Raw genomic sequence first — 17,079 nt, 5'->3', positions numbered from 1 at the left:
TTCAAGGGTCCAGAGGCTGACCGTTCACCCGATCCGGATCCGGACGGGTGGCAATGAAGGCGGCCACGCAAAGGCCGATGACCGTCATCAGAATCTTGACGCCCATGATGGGAATGATGAAGACCACGGTGGGCGTCATGGAGAAACCGAGAAGACTGATGGCCAGTATTTTATTTTTCCGACGAATGCCGCCGGTGGTCTTCCAATCCCTGAGCGAAGGACCGAACCACTGGTGATTCATGAGCCAGTTGTAAAAGCGGGGAGAACTGCGGGCGAAGCAGACGGCTGATAAAAGCACGAAAGGCATCGTCGGCATGATCGGAGTGAAAACGCCGATGAACCCGAGCAGCAGAAAAAACATGGCAAGACCGATCATCGCATAGCGGCCGGTGCGGGACTGAATCAGCCGCACCTCGTGACTATAGTCGATCTCTTCCCGCTCTTTCTCGCCCAAAAAGGCCGTCCTTAAATGGATTGATAGGGTTGTTCGCGCTGACCATATTGCAGGGCGATGGAGCGGGAATCGCTTTCCATCAGACTCTTCACAAAAAAGTCCGTGACGCGCCGCGCATAATCATAGCGGGTGGTTTCGTGCTTCCAGCCATGACCTTCATGTTCGTAAATTTTCAGCTGCACCGCGGTGCCCTGTTTTTCCAAGAGGTTCTGCAGCTGCTGCATCTGCTCCACAGGCACCAGTTTATCCTGGGCGCCATGGAAAAGAGCCAAGGGCGTCTTGATGCGGCCCGCCCTGAGAAGGGGCGATCGCGCCAGCATCTCGTCACGCGTGCAGTCGCCGAGCGCCCATTTGAATTCAGCGCGTTTGAGCGGTGAACAGCGCTGCAGAATATCCGGCAAATCCAGAAAAGGATAAACCGCAACCGCCGAACGAATCAGGCGGGGGAAGCGAATCAGAATGTTCAGGACAGTCATGCCACCGGCGGCCCCACCCCAAAGCCCCACGCGCGTGGGATCAATGAAGCCCTGTTCCGCGAGGGATTTGACCGCAGAGGCCACGTCTTCCGCATCAATCTGTCCCCAGCGTCCGGCCAGAGCCCTTTGATAGCTTGAGCCATATCCCCAGCTGCCGCGATAGTTGACATAAAGGAACGCAAAGCCGAGCTGCGTGAAAAATTTCGCTTTCGCTGGCCAGCCCGCGCTCACCTGTTCAACAGGCCCCCCGTGCACCGCGATGATCAGCGGCAAAGGCCCACTCACATCCTTCGGTTGATAAAGGAGTCCGTGCACGGTTTCGCCGTCCAGACTCGGCCAGCTCACGCGCAGTGGTGATTGCGATTGCGTGCGATAAGGCTGCTTGAGGCGCACGCGATTGGCTTCATACCAGGTATCGACATCGTACTGCCATGAACGAAGCCCAGGCAGACTTTGACTCGACGCGCTGATCACCGACAGATGACGACCATCCGGCGAAAAGCGTGGTTGATCGAGCCAGCTGTCGCGGGTGCGCGGAGCCTTCCAGCGCTGCGGATAATCATCCTGCGCATAGTGATAATGAACAAAGTGCGAACTGCCTTTATCCGCCGAAATCCCAAGGACCAGAGGCCGATGAGGATGCAGGGCGAATTGGGGTTGCTCGGCGCCGCGCGGGGGCTTGGCGTGTTCGGATTGCGCGTGGCTCAGCTGGTGCCACTTTTGCTTCGCGATGTCATAGGACCAGAATTGATACCATTCGCCGGTTCGCAGAAGCGCGATCACATAACGCCCGCAGGGACTGAAGGCCGCTTCCGAACAGCTCATGGGTACCGTGCCAAGCTGTGGTGGTTGCAGGGGGCGGCCGACCCGCGGAACGGGACGCAAGTCCTGCATGTCGTAGTCCGCAAGATAGAGCGTTGCGGACTCCCAAGGCACGTCGTTCAAGGGCCAGGAGATATAGAGCATCATGGCCTTGTCAGGATGCCAGCGCACGTTGCGGAGAAAGCCAGGCACTCGCAGAACACTGCGAACCTCGCGATCCTGACGCAGGCGCGAGAAGATTTCGAGTTCCTCTTCGTGACCATGTTCGCTGATCCACGACAGCCAGCGCTCGCGTGGATCAATCTGCAGACCGAGGGACGGCGGAATGCGGGCCAGCACGATCTTGCGATCGTAGCCTGTTTGCCAGAGCACAAGTTCCTGCGCCCGAACCGGACGAAAGCGCGTGCCGTCTTTGTTCCACGAATACAGGGTCAAAGCCTGGGGAGCCAGACCGTAGATGCCGCTTTTAGCCGCAACAAAGCTGCCGCCGCCCTGATCAAGTTCAGCGTGAAAATCGATGGGTATTCGGGGATCTTCCGTCAAGGATGACGAGCCGTCCATATAGCGGACGCCATGGTCGCGTGCGGTCATAAACGCTAGTTGCTGCTCTGGTGTCCAGAGATATTCTCGCACGAAACTTTTTTCCGTCATGCTGAGTAAGGTGTCCGCTGTAATTCGCATGGTGCTCGTGCTCTCTTCAGCAATAAAGTCTCGCGCTGAAGATGCTAGCAGTGCGGGATCCAAAACACAAGGAATACAGAAGTTTTATGCAGATGGTTCTGGATCACGGTTGCGGAAATTCAGCGAAAGCCTGCGGCTTCTCCCTGCGAACGCAAAGTCAGTTGATTGGCGAGCAGCGTCAAGAGAATATCCCGCGCATTTGTCTCATCCACATGAAAGGCAGACTGCAGGCGCTCGATGCAGGTTTCAAAAAGCTGACGGCGACGCACGCCTGGAATGGATTCATCGCGTCGATCGACAAAGACCACGACCAGTGTGGTTTCGCAAGGTGGCTTGCAATTCCGATGCAGATAAAAGTCGTTGCCGAGGATGGGATAGCTCACCGTTCCTCGCGCTATTTCTTCCGTGCCGTAAAAAAAATCTTCGAAGGCCTGGTACACGAATCCGCATTTGGAGCAGGTTTTTGGAAAAGGCGTTTTCAGGCGGCTTTTCAAGAAGCCAAGAGACTTCGACAGCGTCAGTGAAATTTGGACGATTTCGTCGATTTCGCGGCGGAGCATCTCCTGGGCAGCATCATGGACTGAGGGTTTCGTCGCATCAGCGAAACTAGGTAAACTACTCATGACAAGAACCTCTTCGGCCGGAATTCTATTCTTCACGAAAATCCCTTCGGCACTTTTCAAGGCTCAGCCTTTCTGTCAGCAGTCCCGGCAGCTTGCGGCCGTTCATTACGGAATGCGTCGTGCCTCTTTTATGATTTCCTTACCCCGTCACTTCTTTCAGGTTGGTAATTATTTTCGATGAGGTTCAATCCGCCAATTGGACTCTTTCTGTTCGCGCAAAAGTTTACAGAACACTTTGTTCCCTCCCGCTGGACATAAGTGTTCTGTGTGCGTTAAGAACAAGATGAGGGAGTCATCATTCTATGGAAGCAAGAGCTACAGACTATCGTCTGATCCTGCAGAAGGAACTGACGAACCGCTGCGATCAAAATCCACGATATTCGCTGCGTGCCTTCGCTCGTGATCTGAAACTGTCGCCGTCACGACTGAGCGAGATTTTGAATCGGAAGCAGGGTCTTTCGCGAGGAGCCGCGCAAAAAATAGCGGGTGTTCTGGGATTCGACGAAAGGGAAACCCAGTACTTTTGTGACTTAGTGTCCATCAAGCACGCCAGAAGTGTTAAGGAGCGCGAAGAAGCCAAGCTGCGCTTACTCAAGGTGGACTTTGAAAAGGAGCGGGATAGTCGGTTTCAGTTGCAACTCGATGCCTTTAAGATTATTTCTGACTGGTATCACCTCGGAATACTGGAACTCATGAAGTGCAAGGACTTCCGGCACGATACCAAGTGGATCGCCAGACGCCTTGGGATCCCCCTGATCCAAATCGAATTGGCGGTTGATCGTCTGATTCGGGTGGGTCTTTTGAAAAAAGAAGGCGATCAATACGTTGCTATTCAAGAGGACGGTTGGGTGCCAGGGGGTGTTCCCTCGGGCAGTATTCGAAAGTTCCACCGCCAGGTTCTGGAAAAAGCCATTCAGGCCATGGCTGTGCAACCCGTCCAGGAACGCTTGTTTTCGACACATTTTCTGACTGTGGATCGCGCTGATCTTCCCGCGGCTTTCGAGGCCATCCAGGATTTTCAACGTCGTTTCTGCGCTCAGTTTCAGGGCGAACAGCCCAGGGAATTGCTCTACTGCATATCCATGCAACTCTTTAAGATTGTGGAGGAGGGAACGGTATGAAAAGGCTTCGAATAGCCGCGCTTTTAATCGGTTTAAGCCCGATGGCGGCGCATGCCCAGCTGAAGAACCTGAAACCATTGCCACAGTACAATTTCGACAAGGACATCCCTGTCACTGTTGGCATCGAACCGGACCTGCCCATGGTCACACCGGGTGGCAAGCTTGGCCACTGGGGTGTTGGCAATGGTGGCGACTGGCTTCGGATCAATTTTGCTCGTGCTCGCGAGTACGCGGCGAATATCGTACTGCGCATCAATCCCAATTCCCTGTCGCGAATTCAAGCGGCTAACATCCGCGAATGGATCCTGAAGAATCAAAAATTTCTGGCCGCGGATATTCTGCAGTCCGAACACGTGTGGGTGAACGAGGAAAAACCTTCCTGCGCGTTCACGGTTCCACCCGGAGCCGAGGGCAAGATCCCGACGGCGAATCCTATTCAGCTGTCGTATCCGACCTGCCGTTCCGGGGCGAGCGCGCCTTTGAACTTCATGCAGATCGCTCAGCTTCTGATTCATGAAGCCACGCATCATTTCAATGCGGATGAAACCACGGCGGACCTGATCGCCATCGGAATCATGGACGCCTGGCAGAGCGGTCTTATGGATTCGCTTCCTTTGGGCCTGACCAATGCACCCCCCAGCATGCAGAAACACACATCTGTGTGGACAGGTGAAAGCATGATCGTGGTCGGCGGTTTCCGTGATGAAATCCCGGCTTATCTCGACACCGCTTATTCCTACAATCCCGCGACGGGAGAGTGGACCGACCTGAATCCTCCCGCCTGGTTCACGGCGCGTGGACAGGCGAACGCGATCTGGACCGGCAGCGAAGTCTTCATCTGGGGCGGCTATAACAGCAGCGGTCAGACGACGACCTGGACTTTCAATGGCGCTCTTTATAACCCAAGCACCAAAGTTTGGACTCAGGTGGCCGCTCCGGATTTCTGGAAGCCCGCGCAGCCCTTGGTCACGACCTATCCTGTGCAGACATCGGTGTGGACAGGTGACAAGGTCATCGTTTGGGGCGGATATGACAGCAGCAACTACGCACTAGGCGCGACCTTCGATCCCGCAACGCGCACCTGGGCGAAGATGAGCATCGGTGCCGGCGCTCCGCGCACGCAGCAGGGTCATTCCGCAGTGTGGACTGGCAGCAGCATGATCGTCTGGGGTGGTTATTCCGGAAACAATGTCGTCACGGATTACGGCGCTATCTATAACCCGGCGACCGACAGCTGGAAGACCATAGCGGACAAAGCTCAGGGCGCACCCTCGGCCCGCGCGGGTCATCAGGCGGTGTGGACGGGGAACGCCATGGTCATCATCAGTGGCGGTGGAACAGCCACCAGCACGGATCTGACATCCACCGGCGGTCTTTATTATCCGGCCACCAACAGCTGGACGACCTATCGCAGTGAGCTCATGACCGAACGCTTTGGCCATCAGGTGGTTTGGAACGGCGAAGAGATCCTTCTGATCGGCGGTCAATCCAAGCGTCTGGCCACGTTCTTTGGTGAAGTCTATGCGTTCAATCCCTTTACCTTGCGCTGGCGCATACTACCGGGTTCGGTGACGCCACCGCCGCGCTCGTTCTCGTCCATCGTTTGGACGGGCAGCAGCGCCCTGGTCTGGGGCGGTTATGCTGGGGGGAATAAAACCCAAAGGTCCGGCGCCCAGTATTTTCCCTGATTTCCTCTAAAATTCCGTAAGTTAAAACGCGCAGCCCGTCCCTCCGGGCTGCGTTTTTTTTGGGCCGATTCTTAATAACTGTAAGGTTTTTGCAAATTCAACCGATCCGCTTATCCATAAGAATCCGCGCATATTGCGCCGAGGGCGAGGTTCACGATGGAAGGCAGTAACGGGGAAAAATTACTGGTGAGCGATGCCATGGACGGCCAGACATGGACCATGGCGTGCGACATCAAAGTTGAAGATGCCCTTACGCAGCTTCTGCAAAAGCAGATGGAAAGCTGCGTCGTGGTCGATAAGAACGGGACCCTTCGTGGCTGCCTGGACCTGCGCGATCTCAGTGCCGCCCACATGGACGGGCGTAAGCGTAAAACCCTGGCTGATATCCTCACGCAGCCCCCTTTCCAGGTCAGTCCCCAGGCGGAGCTTCTGGCTACTCTGAACGAAATGAAGAAGCGTGGCCTTCGCACGGTGGCGGTTGCCGATGGCGCGAAACTCGTGGGCGAATTGCGCTTCAGCAGTATCGGATCCCGTCTGCCCGCGCTGGTGGAACGCCGGGAAAAAGAGATTGAAGAGCTGCGGGAAGATCGGGACAGGAAGGATGAATACCTGGGCCTTGTCTCCCACGATATGCGGGCGCCGCTCACGGTCATCGCGCTTTCCACGGATTATCTTTTATCGGAAGAAAGCGCCAAGTCGCTCAATCAGGATCAGAAGTCCTTCGTTGAAAGGATCCGGCGCAATGGAGAACAGGCCTCGTCGATGATTCATGACATCCTGGATGTCGTGCGTCTTGAACATGGCTTCCGTCTTGAGTATCACGTCGTGCGCTTCGCGGACCTCTTGAACGAAAGCATCCAGAATCTCCAGGTCATCGCGGCGAAAAAGAAAATCACCTTCCAGATCACCCATGATCAGGATATTCAGGTGAATCTGGACCCCAATCGCATGCGCCAGGTTATTGAAAACGTCATCATCAATGCGATAAAATTCTCTCCACAGGGTGGTCAGGTCTCTATCCGCAGCTGGCTCGCGCAGAAAGCCGATGGCGCGCATCTGGCGTTCCAGGTCCGCGATCAGGGCCAGGGCATTCGGAAAGAGGATGAGGCCAAAATTTTCGAGGCCTTCGTGCAGACCGGCACAGCCAAGCAGAGCAAGGAAGGCATTGGCCTCGGCCTTGCGATCGTGCGCAAGTTCGTGGAGTTCCACCAGGGTACGATTGAACTCGATGGCGGTTGGCAAAAAGGGGCGAGCATCACCATCTCCTTGCCAAATGCCTCGCTGGCCACCTCGATCGCGCCGCAGTCGCAGGCCGCGCCCCAGGGACCTGTTATCCTTCTGGTCGAGGATGATGAGTCCATCCGTGAATTCTATAAGCAGTCGCTTGAAGACTATAAATACCATGTTCTGGAAGCCGGTGACGGAGCGGAGGCATTCGCCCTTCTGCAAAAAAATCATGTAGACCTCGTGCTCTCTGATATCCGCATGCCGAACGTCGATGGCCTCGAACTCCTGGCCCGCATTCGGACCTCGGGCAACACCATGCCCGTGATTCTCTGCAGTGGTTACTACGTGGGTCTTGAGAATGATTTGACCCGCAGCGATCATAGACCCAATCGCATCATTGATAAGCCTTTCAAAGTGAAGGACATGGTGGAAGCGATTGAAGAGCAGCTGCGACGCTTGAAGCAGGCTTCGTAATCCCAGCGGAGAAGATGTGATGAAACTGGCCCAGACTTTGCGCGAGGAAATTGTCCGAAGCATTCCAGCTCACTGGAAGGAGAACTTCGGCGAGGATTTCTATGAGCAGTATCTGAAGCTGCGTCTTAAATTTCTGAAAGCCCGCGTGGAGTGGTATGGGGCCGAGCACAAGATTGAATACATGATCGCGGAGCAGGGGCGGGCGGAAAGATTGATCTTCCTGCCAGGCTTCGCGGATACCAAGGAGAATTTCTACAACTCCGCCCAATTCCTGGTGAATGAATTCGATGTGATGGTGCCCGATCTGCCAGGCTTCGGCCGCAGCTTCAAACGCAAGGGCGAGACCTATAACCTTTCCAACTATAAAAAGTGGATGGTGGAATTCATCGAATCCACGGGCTGGACGGATTTCCATCTGGTCGGCAACTCGCTCGGTGGTGCGGTGGCCGTGGATCTTGCGCTGGTCATGCCGGAAAAAATCAAATCCCTCACGCTGGTCGATTGCGCCGGCGTGGTGCTGAGGGATCAGCCGTCCATCTATAGGGAGTTCCTGGAAGGGCGGAATATCTTTTCCATCCATTCCGAGCTTCAGTTCGATTACTTCTTAAACCGTGTGTTTCACACGCCGCCGGTGATTCCGCCCTTCGTTTGGAATCATCTCTATCGCGAGTTCCAGAAACATTCGAAGTGGCACAACAAGGTTCTGTCTGATCTTCTGGAAGGGGTGTCCACCCTGGATGATCCACGTCTCGATGAATTCACTCTCAATCATCGTTTGAAACATATCGCAGTGCCCACCATGATCGTGTGGGGAGACGAGGATACGTTCTTTCCGCCAGCCACCGCGGATTTCATTCACAGCCAGATTCCAGGGTCGGTCCTTTACCTGCTCGCCGATCGCGGGCATGGTCCTCAGGTCGAGGCCCCTTTGCAATTCGCTCAGCTCATCAAGAAATTCATGCGCCGTCAGCTGCGCTGATAACGGAAAAAAAACGCTTGAACGGGAAACGGCTTGAAAGGTCTTTTCTCGTGTTTCTCTACATTCTCGTGTGTCTCTACATGTGCCATTGATCACGAACCGACGGGCTATCCTGGTTATCCCAGTTCAAAGCCTCGGCCCGTGAGCGGCTTCGAAAGCGTGGCAGCGGTCGGCCCGAATCCGTCGTGAGCCTCGTGTGACAGCCGCGATGCAGAAGCTTGGGCTTGAAGCTCGCGCGCACACGGCTCCCAGGCGGATGCTCCCGGACACGCGGGTGATCCCGCACAAATCCAAGCTCCAGGGCCATCCTTTTCATACGTAAGGAATAAATTCCCCAGAACGCGAGGACACCGACCGGCAGTCCCAAGGTCAGACTCATGGTGGGAATGTCCCCCTGCGACCGCCACGCGGCCAGGAGCGTAACTCCCAACATCCCTCCAGCCAAAGACAAGGCAGACTTGGTAAAATCCCGATGATCAAACGTAAGCATAGTGGTCCCTCCTCTATGCAGGCTCCTTCTCGTATCTTCGGACTCTGATCCAAAAATAATGAAGAGGCTGATTGATCACGGGTTCTTCAGGCTTTTTTGTTTTCCTTGTTTGGGATGAAGGCGAAGGGACCAGATCAGGTTCTGCCGAATTCGAGCCTCAGCCCCTCGATAGGACTTGAAAATTCACGGGGCTTATTCCAGGGTCAGTCTGATTTTCAGTTCCGTCCATCCTGCGAGCGGCTGCCCCAGGGGGTTCTTGCGCGGTGAAAAGCGGGCATTGCGCGCGGCATTCAAAACTCTTTCATCCATGCCGTAGCCGATTTTTTTCCTAAGCTCGGCATCGACCACCTTGCCTTGCGTATCGACATAGACGTCGATCACAAAGGACCCTTCCAGGCTATTTTCCTCGGCTTCCGCTGTGTATTCGGGCTTGTTGAAACTGCCATCTATGAGCCTCGCGTCGGCGCTCAGATCGCGATCGAGTTTCCTTATCTCTTCCGGGGACAGGCGCTTGCCTTCATCCGGCACCATGGTCGTGTTGCCGGCCGGGGCGCTGAAGCTGCCTTTGCCGCCTTCCGCGAAGGATTCCTTGCTGAGACCCATCACCGGCTGGGGCGGGGGCGTGTTGTCCACAGGTTTGGCCTGGGCCGGAGTCGCCTTGGGCTGCGGCGCAGGCTTTGGTTTGGGCGCTTCCGTAGGTTTGGGTTCAGGAGCAGGAGGTGGCGCAGCTTCCACGGGTTTAGGCTTTTCGACCACATTCACCGAAACCTTCTTATAGGTCTTCACCGGCTCTGAGGACGGAATATATTGAACGACGGACAGGAATGAAAGGTGAATGAGCAACGATGCACCCCAGATGAGAAGGGTGCGGGAAAGACCTGACTGTCGCAAGATGTCCATGCACGATCCTTTAGATGGGATGCCCGGTGTTGACTTGACCGCAGCAGACGCGTCCCTATAATACCTCAAGTGATCGTAATCCGATAATAACGGAAAGCAATGAGGCGTCCTCATGTCGATGATCAGCTTAAAAAAACTACAGACTATGACACTCCTGTGCTGCTGTGCGGCTGCGTCCCAGGCCGTGTCCCAAACCGAGGCGCCTCCACCGCCCCCCGCGGCTCAAACAGCCAAAGTCATCCTGAAGGTGATGGCCAAGGGTTCCGGGCGAATTTTGAAGCGTGCCGAGGTTCGCATCGGTCAGGAAACTCTGACGACCGGACCGGACGGAACCCTTGAGCTGACTGTGCCTGATCGCGAGGGTTCGATTCAAGTCTTAAGACAAGGCTACGAAGCTGTCTTCGTCGATTTTAAGGATCTCCGTGGGCAGTCGAAGTACAACGTATATTTGCCGCCCGGCAAGCCCGATGATACCGAGGTCGTGATCACAGGTCAAAGACGGCCGGAAACATCACGCAAAACGGTGACCGTCCAGGAAACATCCCGCATCGCTCCGGGTGGTGATCCGGCTCAGATTACCCAGCTGCTCCCTGGCGTCCAGAGCAATCCCGGGCGAACAGATGTGGTGATTCGTGGCTCCGGTCCCAACGACAGCCGTTACTATGTCGATGACATCGTCGTGCCCAGCATCTTCCATCAGGTTCAGAATCTGAGTGTGGTGCCCGCGCAGCAGCTGACCGATGTTGATTTTAATTCAGGTGGATTCGGCGCTCAGTATGGTGATGCCACGGGCGGCATTATCGTTCTTCGCTCGTCCGATAAAATTCCCGACGAGCCGCGCACGGAATTTGTGGTGAATGTTCCCTTTTATCTGGGGATCTATCATGAGCGCCCTTTGAGTGAAAACAGCTCGATCGCGGTTTCGGTGCGCAAGAGCACCTTGGAAGCGATTCTACCGAAAGTCCTGCCGAAAGACAGCGACGTGACGGTCATTCCACTTTTTGCGGATACCTATGCCCGTTATCTCACGAAAACCGAGAACACCAGCTACAAATTGACCGTGATCGGAAGCCAGGATGGTCTGACTCTTTCCGTCCCCTTCGATGCGAGTTCCGATACCGATGGCAAGGTCGATGTGAGCTTTAAAAACGGTTTCGCCGTGATCGGCTGGGAACGCGATCACAACATGGGCGAAGGCTGGCGTTATCGGACGACGCCGCAGTATTCCTACTCCCGCTTTCAGATCGGTTTCGGTGACGACAAGATCCTCATCAGCAGCAGTGAAGCACAGATGCCGACGGAGTTCACCAAGAGGCTGGATAAAGGACGGAATCTTTACCTCGGCTTCTCGCCGCAGTATACAGTCGGGACGTTTGACATCATGGCTCCGGCGCCTGCCAGCGATCCCTACTATGATCCTGAAGATGCACCGCGCATATCCGCCGATTCAACCTTTTCCTTCTCCAGTTTCGCAACCTGGGCCAGCATGGATTTGGCGGCAGGGCCTCTGGTTTATACGCCCGGGGTTCGCGTTTTCAAAACGGGTTTTGTCAAGGACGTGGGAGTGGATCCGCGTCTCGCACTTCGTTATCCCCTGGATGACAGCAACACGATCAAGGCCGCAACCGGCCAGTATTCGATCGCACCCGAGCCGCAGGAAACCAATGATGATTTTGGCGATCCTGACATCAGCTATGAAAAATCCAATCACTATGTCCTGGGGTTGGAAACGCGCTGGACCGACCGCTGGGTGTCGGAGTTCCAAACCTTCTATAAGAAAACCTATCGCCTCGTGGTGTCGGGTGGCCCTGAAAACTACCAGGACACCGGCAGCCGCCGCACCTATGGATTTGAAGCTTTTATTCGCAGGAATCTGACCGAGAAGTTCTTCGGCTGGCTGGCTTATACCTATTCTGTTTCGGAGGAAAGAAAATCCGATCAGGATGATTGGTTCACAAGTGAGTATGATCAGACGCATATTTTGAATCTGGCCGGCTCCTATAAGATCAGCGCTTACTGGGACCTGGGCACCCGCTTGAAGTATAATACGCAGAGCCCTTACACGCCGGTGTCGGGCTCCGTCTATAACAGTAACCTTGATAAGTACCAGCCGATCTATGACACGAAAAATCCTTACAGTGCCCGTGCGCCTGCCTCGAACTCCATCGCGATCTTCGCGACCTATGATGCGCTTTATGATACGTATAAGCTCAAGTATCAGTTCGGTGTGGACTATCTGAGCGTGGGACGCCGCGTGGATAGCGTTCAGTATAACTACGATTATTCGGAAAAAGAGGAAATGTCGAGTCTGCCTCCCATTCCCTACATCCAGATCAGTGGAGAATTCTAATGCGAAACTTCTCTTTTTTAATAGGACTTCTCGCGCTGCTCCTGGGCTGCTCCGATCCTAAAACAAGACCCGAGACGGCCGATAAGCTGAAACCGATCCTTGTGCTCGTGAATCCTCCTGACGGTGCGGATGCTCCGCTGCAGCCGCTCAATGGTGATGCGTGGCAGCCGCCGGTATTGGGTCAGAGCGTGACGCTGCAGTTTCATTTCATCGGTCCTGCTGATCTTGCGCCGCTGACGCTCAGGACTGGAGAAGTTGAACCGCGGGTGTTAACCGTGCCCTTCAACGACTGGACGATCGCGGCCGCCGATCCTCATGATTATCCCGGTCTACGGCATGTGACGATCGAAGCGGTAGGGACGACGCCGACCGCTGACGAGCTGGTTGATTACTGGGCGCAATATCCTGGCGTCGACTTCGTGCGCCTCCGCTACACTCTGATCGTCAGTGACGGCACGCGTGAACTGCCGCTGGCGGGTGATTTCGTGGTTTATCGGGATGCGAACTCTCCGGGGGCCAAGGACAATCTCTTTGGTTCCAGCATCGACAGCCCGGCCGCGAATGTCCCCGTCACCGATAAAAAGCTGACCATTTCCAGTACGCTTCAGTTTCCCGAGGACGAAGATATCAAGATCGGCTGGTACGCAAGCGCCGGGGAAATCAAGAACCGTCGGGCCGCCAGCACCGAATGGGAGCTGCCTGGATCGGGGGAATACACCCTGATCCTCACCGTTCGCGGCAAGGAAGCCCGCAATGGTGATATCCAGATCCGACCCGTAACCCTGCCTTGATGGCGTGAATGGGTATCCTGCTTGCCAAGCGTCAGAAGTTCAAATAAGAAAGCCCTGCAGAATTCATTCGTTTATGCAGGGAAAAACAGCATGGCGGACCTCAAAAAGTACCTTTCCAAAGACGGCACCATCCGCATCGCGACTGTGATCAGCACCGATACAGTGAACGATGCTTTTCGTTATTTTGAAGCCTCGCCCCTGGCCAAAACCCTGATGGCTCGCGCCATCACCGGCGCGATACTGATGGCCAGTCAGATGAAGGAGCGCCTCAGCACGGCTCTTCATTTCATCGGCGAGGGTCCGGTTCAGAGTATTTTCGCATCCGCGCATTATGAAGGCGGAGCCAAGGTTTACTGTGAAAATCGCAACGCGGAACTTCCCGAGGGCGTGACGCAGCTCGGCGCCGGCCTCGGCTCGGGTCGCCTGGATGTGATTCAATCACGGCCCTTCGAACGTGAGCCTTTGCGGGGTACAGTTGAGCTTTATACGGGCGAGATCGGTGATGACATCGCCTATTATTTGAATCAATCGCATCAGATCCCTGCGATCGTCTCGCTGGCCGCGCGTCCTGCGGAAAAAGGCGTCGAGATCGCGGGCGGCTTCATCATCGAGCTGATGCCGGGTTATACCGAGGAAACCATCCAGAAGCTGGAAAACCTTCAGCCGCTGATGGAATCCACGGCGAAAAAATTACAGCACGGCGCCAAGCCCGAAGATTTGATCGACATCTATCTGGATCATTTTGAATTCGAAGAGGTCATCCATCCATATAAACCGCATTATCAGTGCGGCTGCAGCCTCGATCGCGTGGAGCGCTCCCTGATGCTGCTCGGGCCCGGCACCCTGGATGAAATGATCGAGGAAAAGGAAACAGCGGAAATCGCCTGCGAATTCTGCGGCTGCAAGTATGAGCTGACCGTGGATGCCTTGCAGAAGCTCAGGAACAGCCTGGATCAGACGCCGGTCCATTGATCATCGACGTGGACATGATCCGACATTGGATGAATTTGCGAAAATCAAAGTTCGTATGGTGGATGGGCAGCTTGTGGGGATGGAGTGATCTGAGCAGCCGGCAGAAAGCCGGCTTGCTTCAGATGAAGAAAGAATCAGCTTTTGCTTTCAGGCAATTTAGCTTGATCTTTTTCTGCGTCCGCCATGGACTTCTTAAAGTTACGAATTCCCTCGCCCAGGTTCTGGCCGAGTTTAGGAAGTTTGCTGGTGCCGAATAGCAAGACCACTACGCCAGCAATCATGAACATTTCCATAGTCCCGATAGGCATACGTTCCTCCTCAGTTCCTCAAATGAATAGCACACGTATCGGCAAAATCACAAAAAAATTGAGTAAAAAAGCTGATTTACGTTTTTTTTAGACGCCGTGTCCCGATCATTATTCAGGTTTTTGGCTAACCTGGCCAATCCTTTAATAAAGGAAAGGCAGGAAATTGCAAATCCGCAACCGCGTTCTTGTGAATTCTTTACAGTCGTGGCATCTCTGGGGTTCTTTGAACGCGGACACACCGAGGATCGACGCTATGACAGGCTTTCCCAAGATCTGCATGCCCACACCCGAGGCCATACGGGCTGCGGCTCACGCTCTGAATAATGCGCAACTTGTGGGAATGCCTACAGAAACTGTCTATGGGCTGGGAGCGGCGATTGATCAGGATGCCGCACTTGAGGCCGTTTTTGCCTATAAACAAAGACCTTTCGAAGATCCTCTGATCGTTCATGTTTTGACGGCTCAGGATGCCTTTTCGCTTTGGAATTTGAATGCGAAGACCCGGCCTTTGGTGAAGGCTCTGGTTGAAACCTTTTGGCCCGGACCGCTGACGCTCGTGGCCCGCGCCCAGGATGGAGTCTCACGCCTCGTGCGCGGTGGTGGGGATGCTGTCGGTGTGCGGTCGCCCGCGCATCCCGTCGCGCGCGCTCTGCTGGAAGCGGCGGGAGTTCCCGTGGCGGCTCCGTCTGCGAATTTATTCGGTCATGTGAGTCCCACGCGGGCCCAGCATGTGGCGGATGATTTTCACGATCGACCTTTGCTGATCCTGGACGGCGATCGCAGCACGATAGGCATCGAATCCACGGTGCTGAAAGTGGATGATGATGGGCACCTCAGACTTCTGAGGCATGGCGCCATCGGTGAAGCGGATATTCTGGATGTGCTGAAGAAAAATAATTTAGCGGCCTCGTTCAGCAGCAAGGTCCCAGGCCAGATCGCGAAGAAGATCGAAGGGCCAGGCCAGTATCTTCGCCACTATGCTCCGCATACACCAGCCTGGATGCTGTCGCGATCCGAGAGCATGCCCGCAGGCTATGAAACGCGTGAGATCCTGACTTTGGAGGCAGCCGCTTGTTTGGATTTCGCGCAGCGTTTCGCCGCCAGGCGGAAGGACTTTCACAGCTATCAGGATTTGTCGGAGGATGCTTCGATCGAAGGCGCAGCGCGGACTCTTTTTCAGCAGCTCAGGACCTTTGAGAACCAGACCGGGCATCAGGTGATCCTTCTGCCCGAACTCGATCCGCATCAGCCCGAGCAGCAGGCTGTGTATGATCGCATCTTCCGCGCCTCGGAAGGCAAACGCGCCTTTATCATGGGGCGCGAACTGCATCTCAGCTAGGTTCAGCCGCCCTTGCTCAGCTGCTTTTCAATCCAGGCATGCACCTCTTCGGGGGCTCGGATCGTTACGATCGTGCCCTCGTCCTCATGCTTTTCTTCCAGAACCCGCGCGCGTTCCCGAATCATGCCGAGCACTTTTCCCTGGGTATAAGGAATCAAAAGAACCTTATCCAACATATCCGTTTCAAAGAAACCGAGGATCAATTCGCGCATGCGTTTGATGTCCTCGCGATTCCGGGTCGATATGAAAACCGCCTTCGGATATTCCTGTTTCAGCTCGGCTATCTGCTCCGCATCCAACTGATCGACTTTATTCAAAACGAGCAGACTCGGGGTCTGATCCGCACCGATTTCCCCCAGTACGGATTGCGTCACTTCCAACTGGGAGCGGAAGCTCGGATCGGAAGCATCCACCGTGAAAAGGAGGAGCGAAGCGTTCAAAGCTTCATCCAAAGTCGAACGGAAGGACGCGACCAGATCATGCGGCAGCTTTTTGATAAAGCCAACCGTGTCGGACACCAGAATCCGCGGTACGGTTTCCGGCTGCAGGGCCCGCACGGTGGTGTCGAGCGTGGCGAAGAGTTTATCCTCGACCAGCACTTCACTGCCAGTCAAAGCCCGCATCAGGGATGATTTGCCTGCGTTGGTGTAACCGACGAGCGCGACACAGGGCGCTTCGCTGCGTTGCGCCCGCCTTGTGGTCTGTTCATGCCGAATGGATTCGAGCTGCTGCCTGAGTTCGGCGATGCGGTCGCGAATGCGCCGACGATCCAATTCATGCGCTGTTTCCCCTGCGCCCTTGGCCCCGATGCCTCCGCCCTGGCGATCACCGCCGACGTGCGAAGCGCGCAAACGCGGAGCCATATATGCAAGCTTGGCGATTTCCACCTGCAGTCGGGCTTCGCGGCTGCGGGCATGACGACTGAAGATTTCAAGGATCACACCGCTGCGATCCAGGACCTCGACGCCCGTGGCATCTTCCAGGTTTCTAAGTTGGGTCGGCGTCATGTCACAGTCGAAGATCACGACCGTGGCCTTGGTTTCCGGGGCATACGTGAGTTCGGGACGATCGTCTTCATCATCATCCGCGCCGTCTTTTTTAAAGCCGCGCACGATCCCGGAGCCTCCGGTCCAGGCGGCGAGTTCTTTCAGTTTGCCTTCACCGAAGATCGTGCCGGTGACGACGGATTTCCGCTTCTGCGAAACCCGGCCGACGGTCACGAATCCTAGCGTGCTGCAGAGGCGTTCGAGCTCATTCAGCGAGGCATCATGATCCGCGTCGGAGACGCCGGGAAGCTGCACCGCTGCCAGGACGGCCTTGGGCTTTTTTTCGGGATTGGTGTTCTGGCTCATGGGATTTCCTCATTCGGGTGCAAATACCTGCG

The 17,079-nt window shown here is 55.3% G+C and carries 15 protein-coding genes; 8 read left to right on the top strand and 7 right to left on the bottom strand.

All coding sequences use genetic code 11. The annotated features are described in order from the left end of the window. Position 1: 1 nt before the first annotated feature. From VFO10_RS00265 to VFO10_RS00255, 3 genes are all read right to left on the bottom strand, one after another. Positions 2 to 454 carry a YbaN family protein gene (locus VFO10_RS00265; RefSeq protein WP_325136651.1) on the bottom strand — a complete coding sequence of 151 codons (453 nt, stop codon included), beginning with the start codon at positions 452 to 454 and terminating at the stop codon, positions 2 to 4. Between the two features lie 11 nt (positions 455 to 465). Continuing rightward, positions 466 to 2,343 (bottom strand): alpha/beta hydrolase family protein, encoded by a 1,878-nt coding sequence (locus VFO10_RS00260; RefSeq protein WP_325136650.1) that lies wholly within the window; start codon positions 2,341 to 2,343, stop codon positions 466 to 468. 209 nt (positions 2,344 to 2,552) lie between these two features. Beyond that, entirely contained in the window at positions 2,553 to 3,056 is a 504-nt protein-coding gene (locus tag VFO10_RS00255) for a hypothetical protein (protein ID WP_325136649.1), read from the bottom strand. Between the two features lie 302 nt (positions 3,057 to 3,358). Between VFO10_RS00255 and VFO10_RS00250 the strand changes: the two genes are divergently transcribed. From VFO10_RS00250 to VFO10_RS00235, 4 genes are all read left to right on the top strand, one after another. Next, on the top strand, positions 3,359 to 4,177 hold the full coding sequence (locus VFO10_RS00250; protein WP_325136648.1) for a TIGR02147 family protein: 819 nt from the start codon (positions 3,359 to 3,361) through the stop codon (positions 4,175 to 4,177). After that, a complete protein-coding gene (locus VFO10_RS00245; protein WP_325136647.1) occupies positions 4,174 to 5,865 on the top strand; it encodes a Kelch repeat-containing protein in 1,692 nt (563 codons plus the stop codon). Before VFO10_RS00250 ends, VFO10_RS00245 begins: the two co-directional genes overlap by 4 nt. A gap of 156 nt (positions 5,866 to 6,021) precedes the next feature. After that, entirely contained in the window at positions 6,022 to 7,566 is a 1,545-nt protein-coding gene (locus tag VFO10_RS00240) for an ATP-binding protein (RefSeq protein ID WP_325136646.1), read from the top strand. A gap of 19 nt (positions 7,567 to 7,585) precedes the next feature. After that, a complete protein-coding gene (locus VFO10_RS00235) occupies positions 7,586 to 8,545 on the top strand; it encodes an alpha/beta hydrolase (protein ID WP_325136709.1) in 960 nt (319 codons plus the stop codon). A gap of 76 nt (positions 8,546 to 8,621) precedes the next feature. Here VFO10_RS00235 and VFO10_RS00230 read toward each other — a convergent pair whose 3' ends face one another. Further along, positions 8,622 to 9,035, bottom strand: a complete 414-nt coding sequence (locus tag VFO10_RS00230; RefSeq protein WP_325136645.1) for a hypothetical protein — start codon at positions 9,033 to 9,035, stop codon at positions 8,622 to 8,624. Between the two features lie 192 nt (positions 9,036 to 9,227). Beyond that, complete coding sequence (locus VFO10_RS00225; protein WP_325136644.1) at positions 9,228 to 9,935, bottom strand: energy transducer TonB; 708 nt, start codon at positions 9,933 to 9,935, stop codon at positions 9,228 to 9,230. A 112-nt stretch (positions 9,936 to 10,047) separates the two neighbouring features. On the opposite strand from VFO10_RS00225, the gene VFO10_RS00220 reads away from it, so the two are divergent. The 3 genes from VFO10_RS00220 (at position 10,048) to VFO10_RS00210 (ending at position 14,048) form a co-directional block, all read left to right on the top strand. After that, complete coding sequence (locus tag VFO10_RS00220) at positions 10,048 to 12,285, top strand: TonB-dependent receptor plug domain-containing protein (protein ID WP_325136643.1); 2,238 nt, start codon at positions 10,048 to 10,050, stop codon at positions 12,283 to 12,285. Then, a complete protein-coding gene (locus tag VFO10_RS00215; protein ID WP_325136642.1) occupies positions 12,285 to 13,076 on the top strand; it encodes a hypothetical protein in 792 nt (263 codons plus the stop codon). Before VFO10_RS00220 ends, VFO10_RS00215 begins: the two co-directional genes overlap by 1 nt. A 90-nt stretch (positions 13,077 to 13,166) precedes the next feature. Continuing rightward, complete coding sequence (locus VFO10_RS00210; RefSeq protein WP_325136641.1) at positions 13,167 to 14,048, top strand: Hsp33 family molecular chaperone HslO; 882 nt, start codon at positions 13,167 to 13,169, stop codon at positions 14,046 to 14,048. 134 nt (positions 14,049 to 14,182) lie between these two features. Here VFO10_RS00210 and VFO10_RS00205 read toward each other — a convergent pair whose 3' ends face one another. Beyond that, positions 14,183 to 14,356 carry a twin-arginine translocase TatA/TatE family subunit gene (locus tag VFO10_RS00205; protein WP_325136640.1) on the bottom strand — a complete coding sequence of 58 codons (174 nt, stop codon included), beginning with the start codon at positions 14,354 to 14,356 and terminating at the stop codon, positions 14,183 to 14,185. A 253-nt stretch (positions 14,357 to 14,609) separates the two neighbouring features. Between VFO10_RS00205 and VFO10_RS00200 the strand changes: the two genes are divergently transcribed. Further along, the gene (locus tag VFO10_RS00200; RefSeq protein ID WP_325136639.1) at positions 14,610 to 15,695 is read left to right on the top strand and encodes an L-threonylcarbamoyladenylate synthase; all 1,086 of its coding nucleotides are present in this window, start codon (positions 14,610 to 14,612) and stop codon (positions 15,693 to 15,695) included. Between the two features lie 2 nt (positions 15,696 to 15,697). Here the strand turns inward: VFO10_RS00200 and hflX are convergent, their stop codons facing one another. Beyond that, positions 15,698 to 17,047 (bottom strand): GTPase HflX, encoded by a 1,350-nt coding sequence (gene hflX, locus VFO10_RS00195; protein ID WP_325136638.1) that lies wholly within the window; start codon positions 17,045 to 17,047, stop codon positions 15,698 to 15,700. Positions 17,048 to 17,079: the final 32 nt, after the last annotated feature.

Origin of the sequence: Oligoflexus sp. (assembly GCF_035712445.1) — a bacterium.
Taxonomy (GTDB): Bacteria; Bdellovibrionota_B; Oligoflexia; order Oligoflexales; family Oligoflexaceae; genus Oligoflexus.
The sequence above is the reverse complement of the archived record's forward strand: the minus strand, read 5'-3'. Positions and strand labels throughout refer to the sequence as shown.

What these genes read in the sequence shown, in the direction of transcription:
- VFO10_RS00260 (WP_325136650.1), bottom strand. Translation starts at nt 2,343, where the DNA reads ATGACCGCACGCGACCATGGCGTCCGCTATATGGACGGCTCGTCATCC.
- VFO10_RS00255 (WP_325136649.1), bottom strand. Translation starts at nt 3,056, where the DNA reads ATGAGTAGTTTACCTAGTTTCGCTGATGCGACGAAACCCTCAGTCCAT.
- VFO10_RS00250 (WP_325136648.1), top strand. Translation starts at nt 3,359, where the DNA reads ATGGAAGCAAGAGCTACAGACTATCGTCTGATCCTGCAGAAGGAACTG.
- VFO10_RS00245 (WP_325136647.1), top strand. Translation starts at nt 4,174, where the DNA reads ATGAAAAGGCTTCGAATAGCCGCGCTTTTAATCGGTTTAAGCCCGATG.
- VFO10_RS00240 (WP_325136646.1), top strand. Translation starts at nt 6,022, where the DNA reads ATGGAAGGCAGTAACGGGGAAAAATTACTGGTGAGCGATGCCATGGAC.
- VFO10_RS00235 (WP_325136709.1), top strand. Translation starts at nt 7,586, where the DNA reads ATGAAACTGGCCCAGACTTTGCGCGAGGAAATTGTCCGAAGCATTCCA.
- VFO10_RS00230 (WP_325136645.1), bottom strand. Translation starts at nt 9,035, where the DNA reads ATGCTTACGTTTGATCATCGGGATTTTACCAAGTCTGCCTTGTCTTTG.
- VFO10_RS00225 (WP_325136644.1), bottom strand. Translation starts at nt 9,935, where the DNA reads ATGGACATCTTGCGACAGTCAGGTCTTTCCCGCACCCTTCTCATCTGG.
- VFO10_RS00220 (WP_325136643.1), top strand. Translation starts at nt 10,048, where the DNA reads ATGTCGATGATCAGCTTAAAAAAACTACAGACTATGACACTCCTGTGC.
- VFO10_RS00215 (WP_325136642.1), top strand. Translation starts at nt 12,285, where the DNA reads ATGCGAAACTTCTCTTTTTTAATAGGACTTCTCGCGCTGCTCCTGGGC.
- VFO10_RS00210 (WP_325136641.1), top strand. Translation starts at nt 13,167, where the DNA reads ATGGCGGACCTCAAAAAGTACCTTTCCAAAGACGGCACCATCCGCATC.
- VFO10_RS00205 (WP_325136640.1), bottom strand. Translation starts at nt 14,356, where the DNA reads ATGCCTATCGGGACTATGGAAATGTTCATGATTGCTGGCGTAGTGGTC.
- VFO10_RS00200 (WP_325136639.1), top strand. Translation starts at nt 14,610, where the DNA reads ATGACAGGCTTTCCCAAGATCTGCATGCCCACACCCGAGGCCATACGG.
- hflX (WP_325136638.1), bottom strand. Translation starts at nt 17,047, where the DNA reads ATGAGCCAGAACACCAATCCCGAAAAAAAGCCCAAGGCCGTCCTGGCA.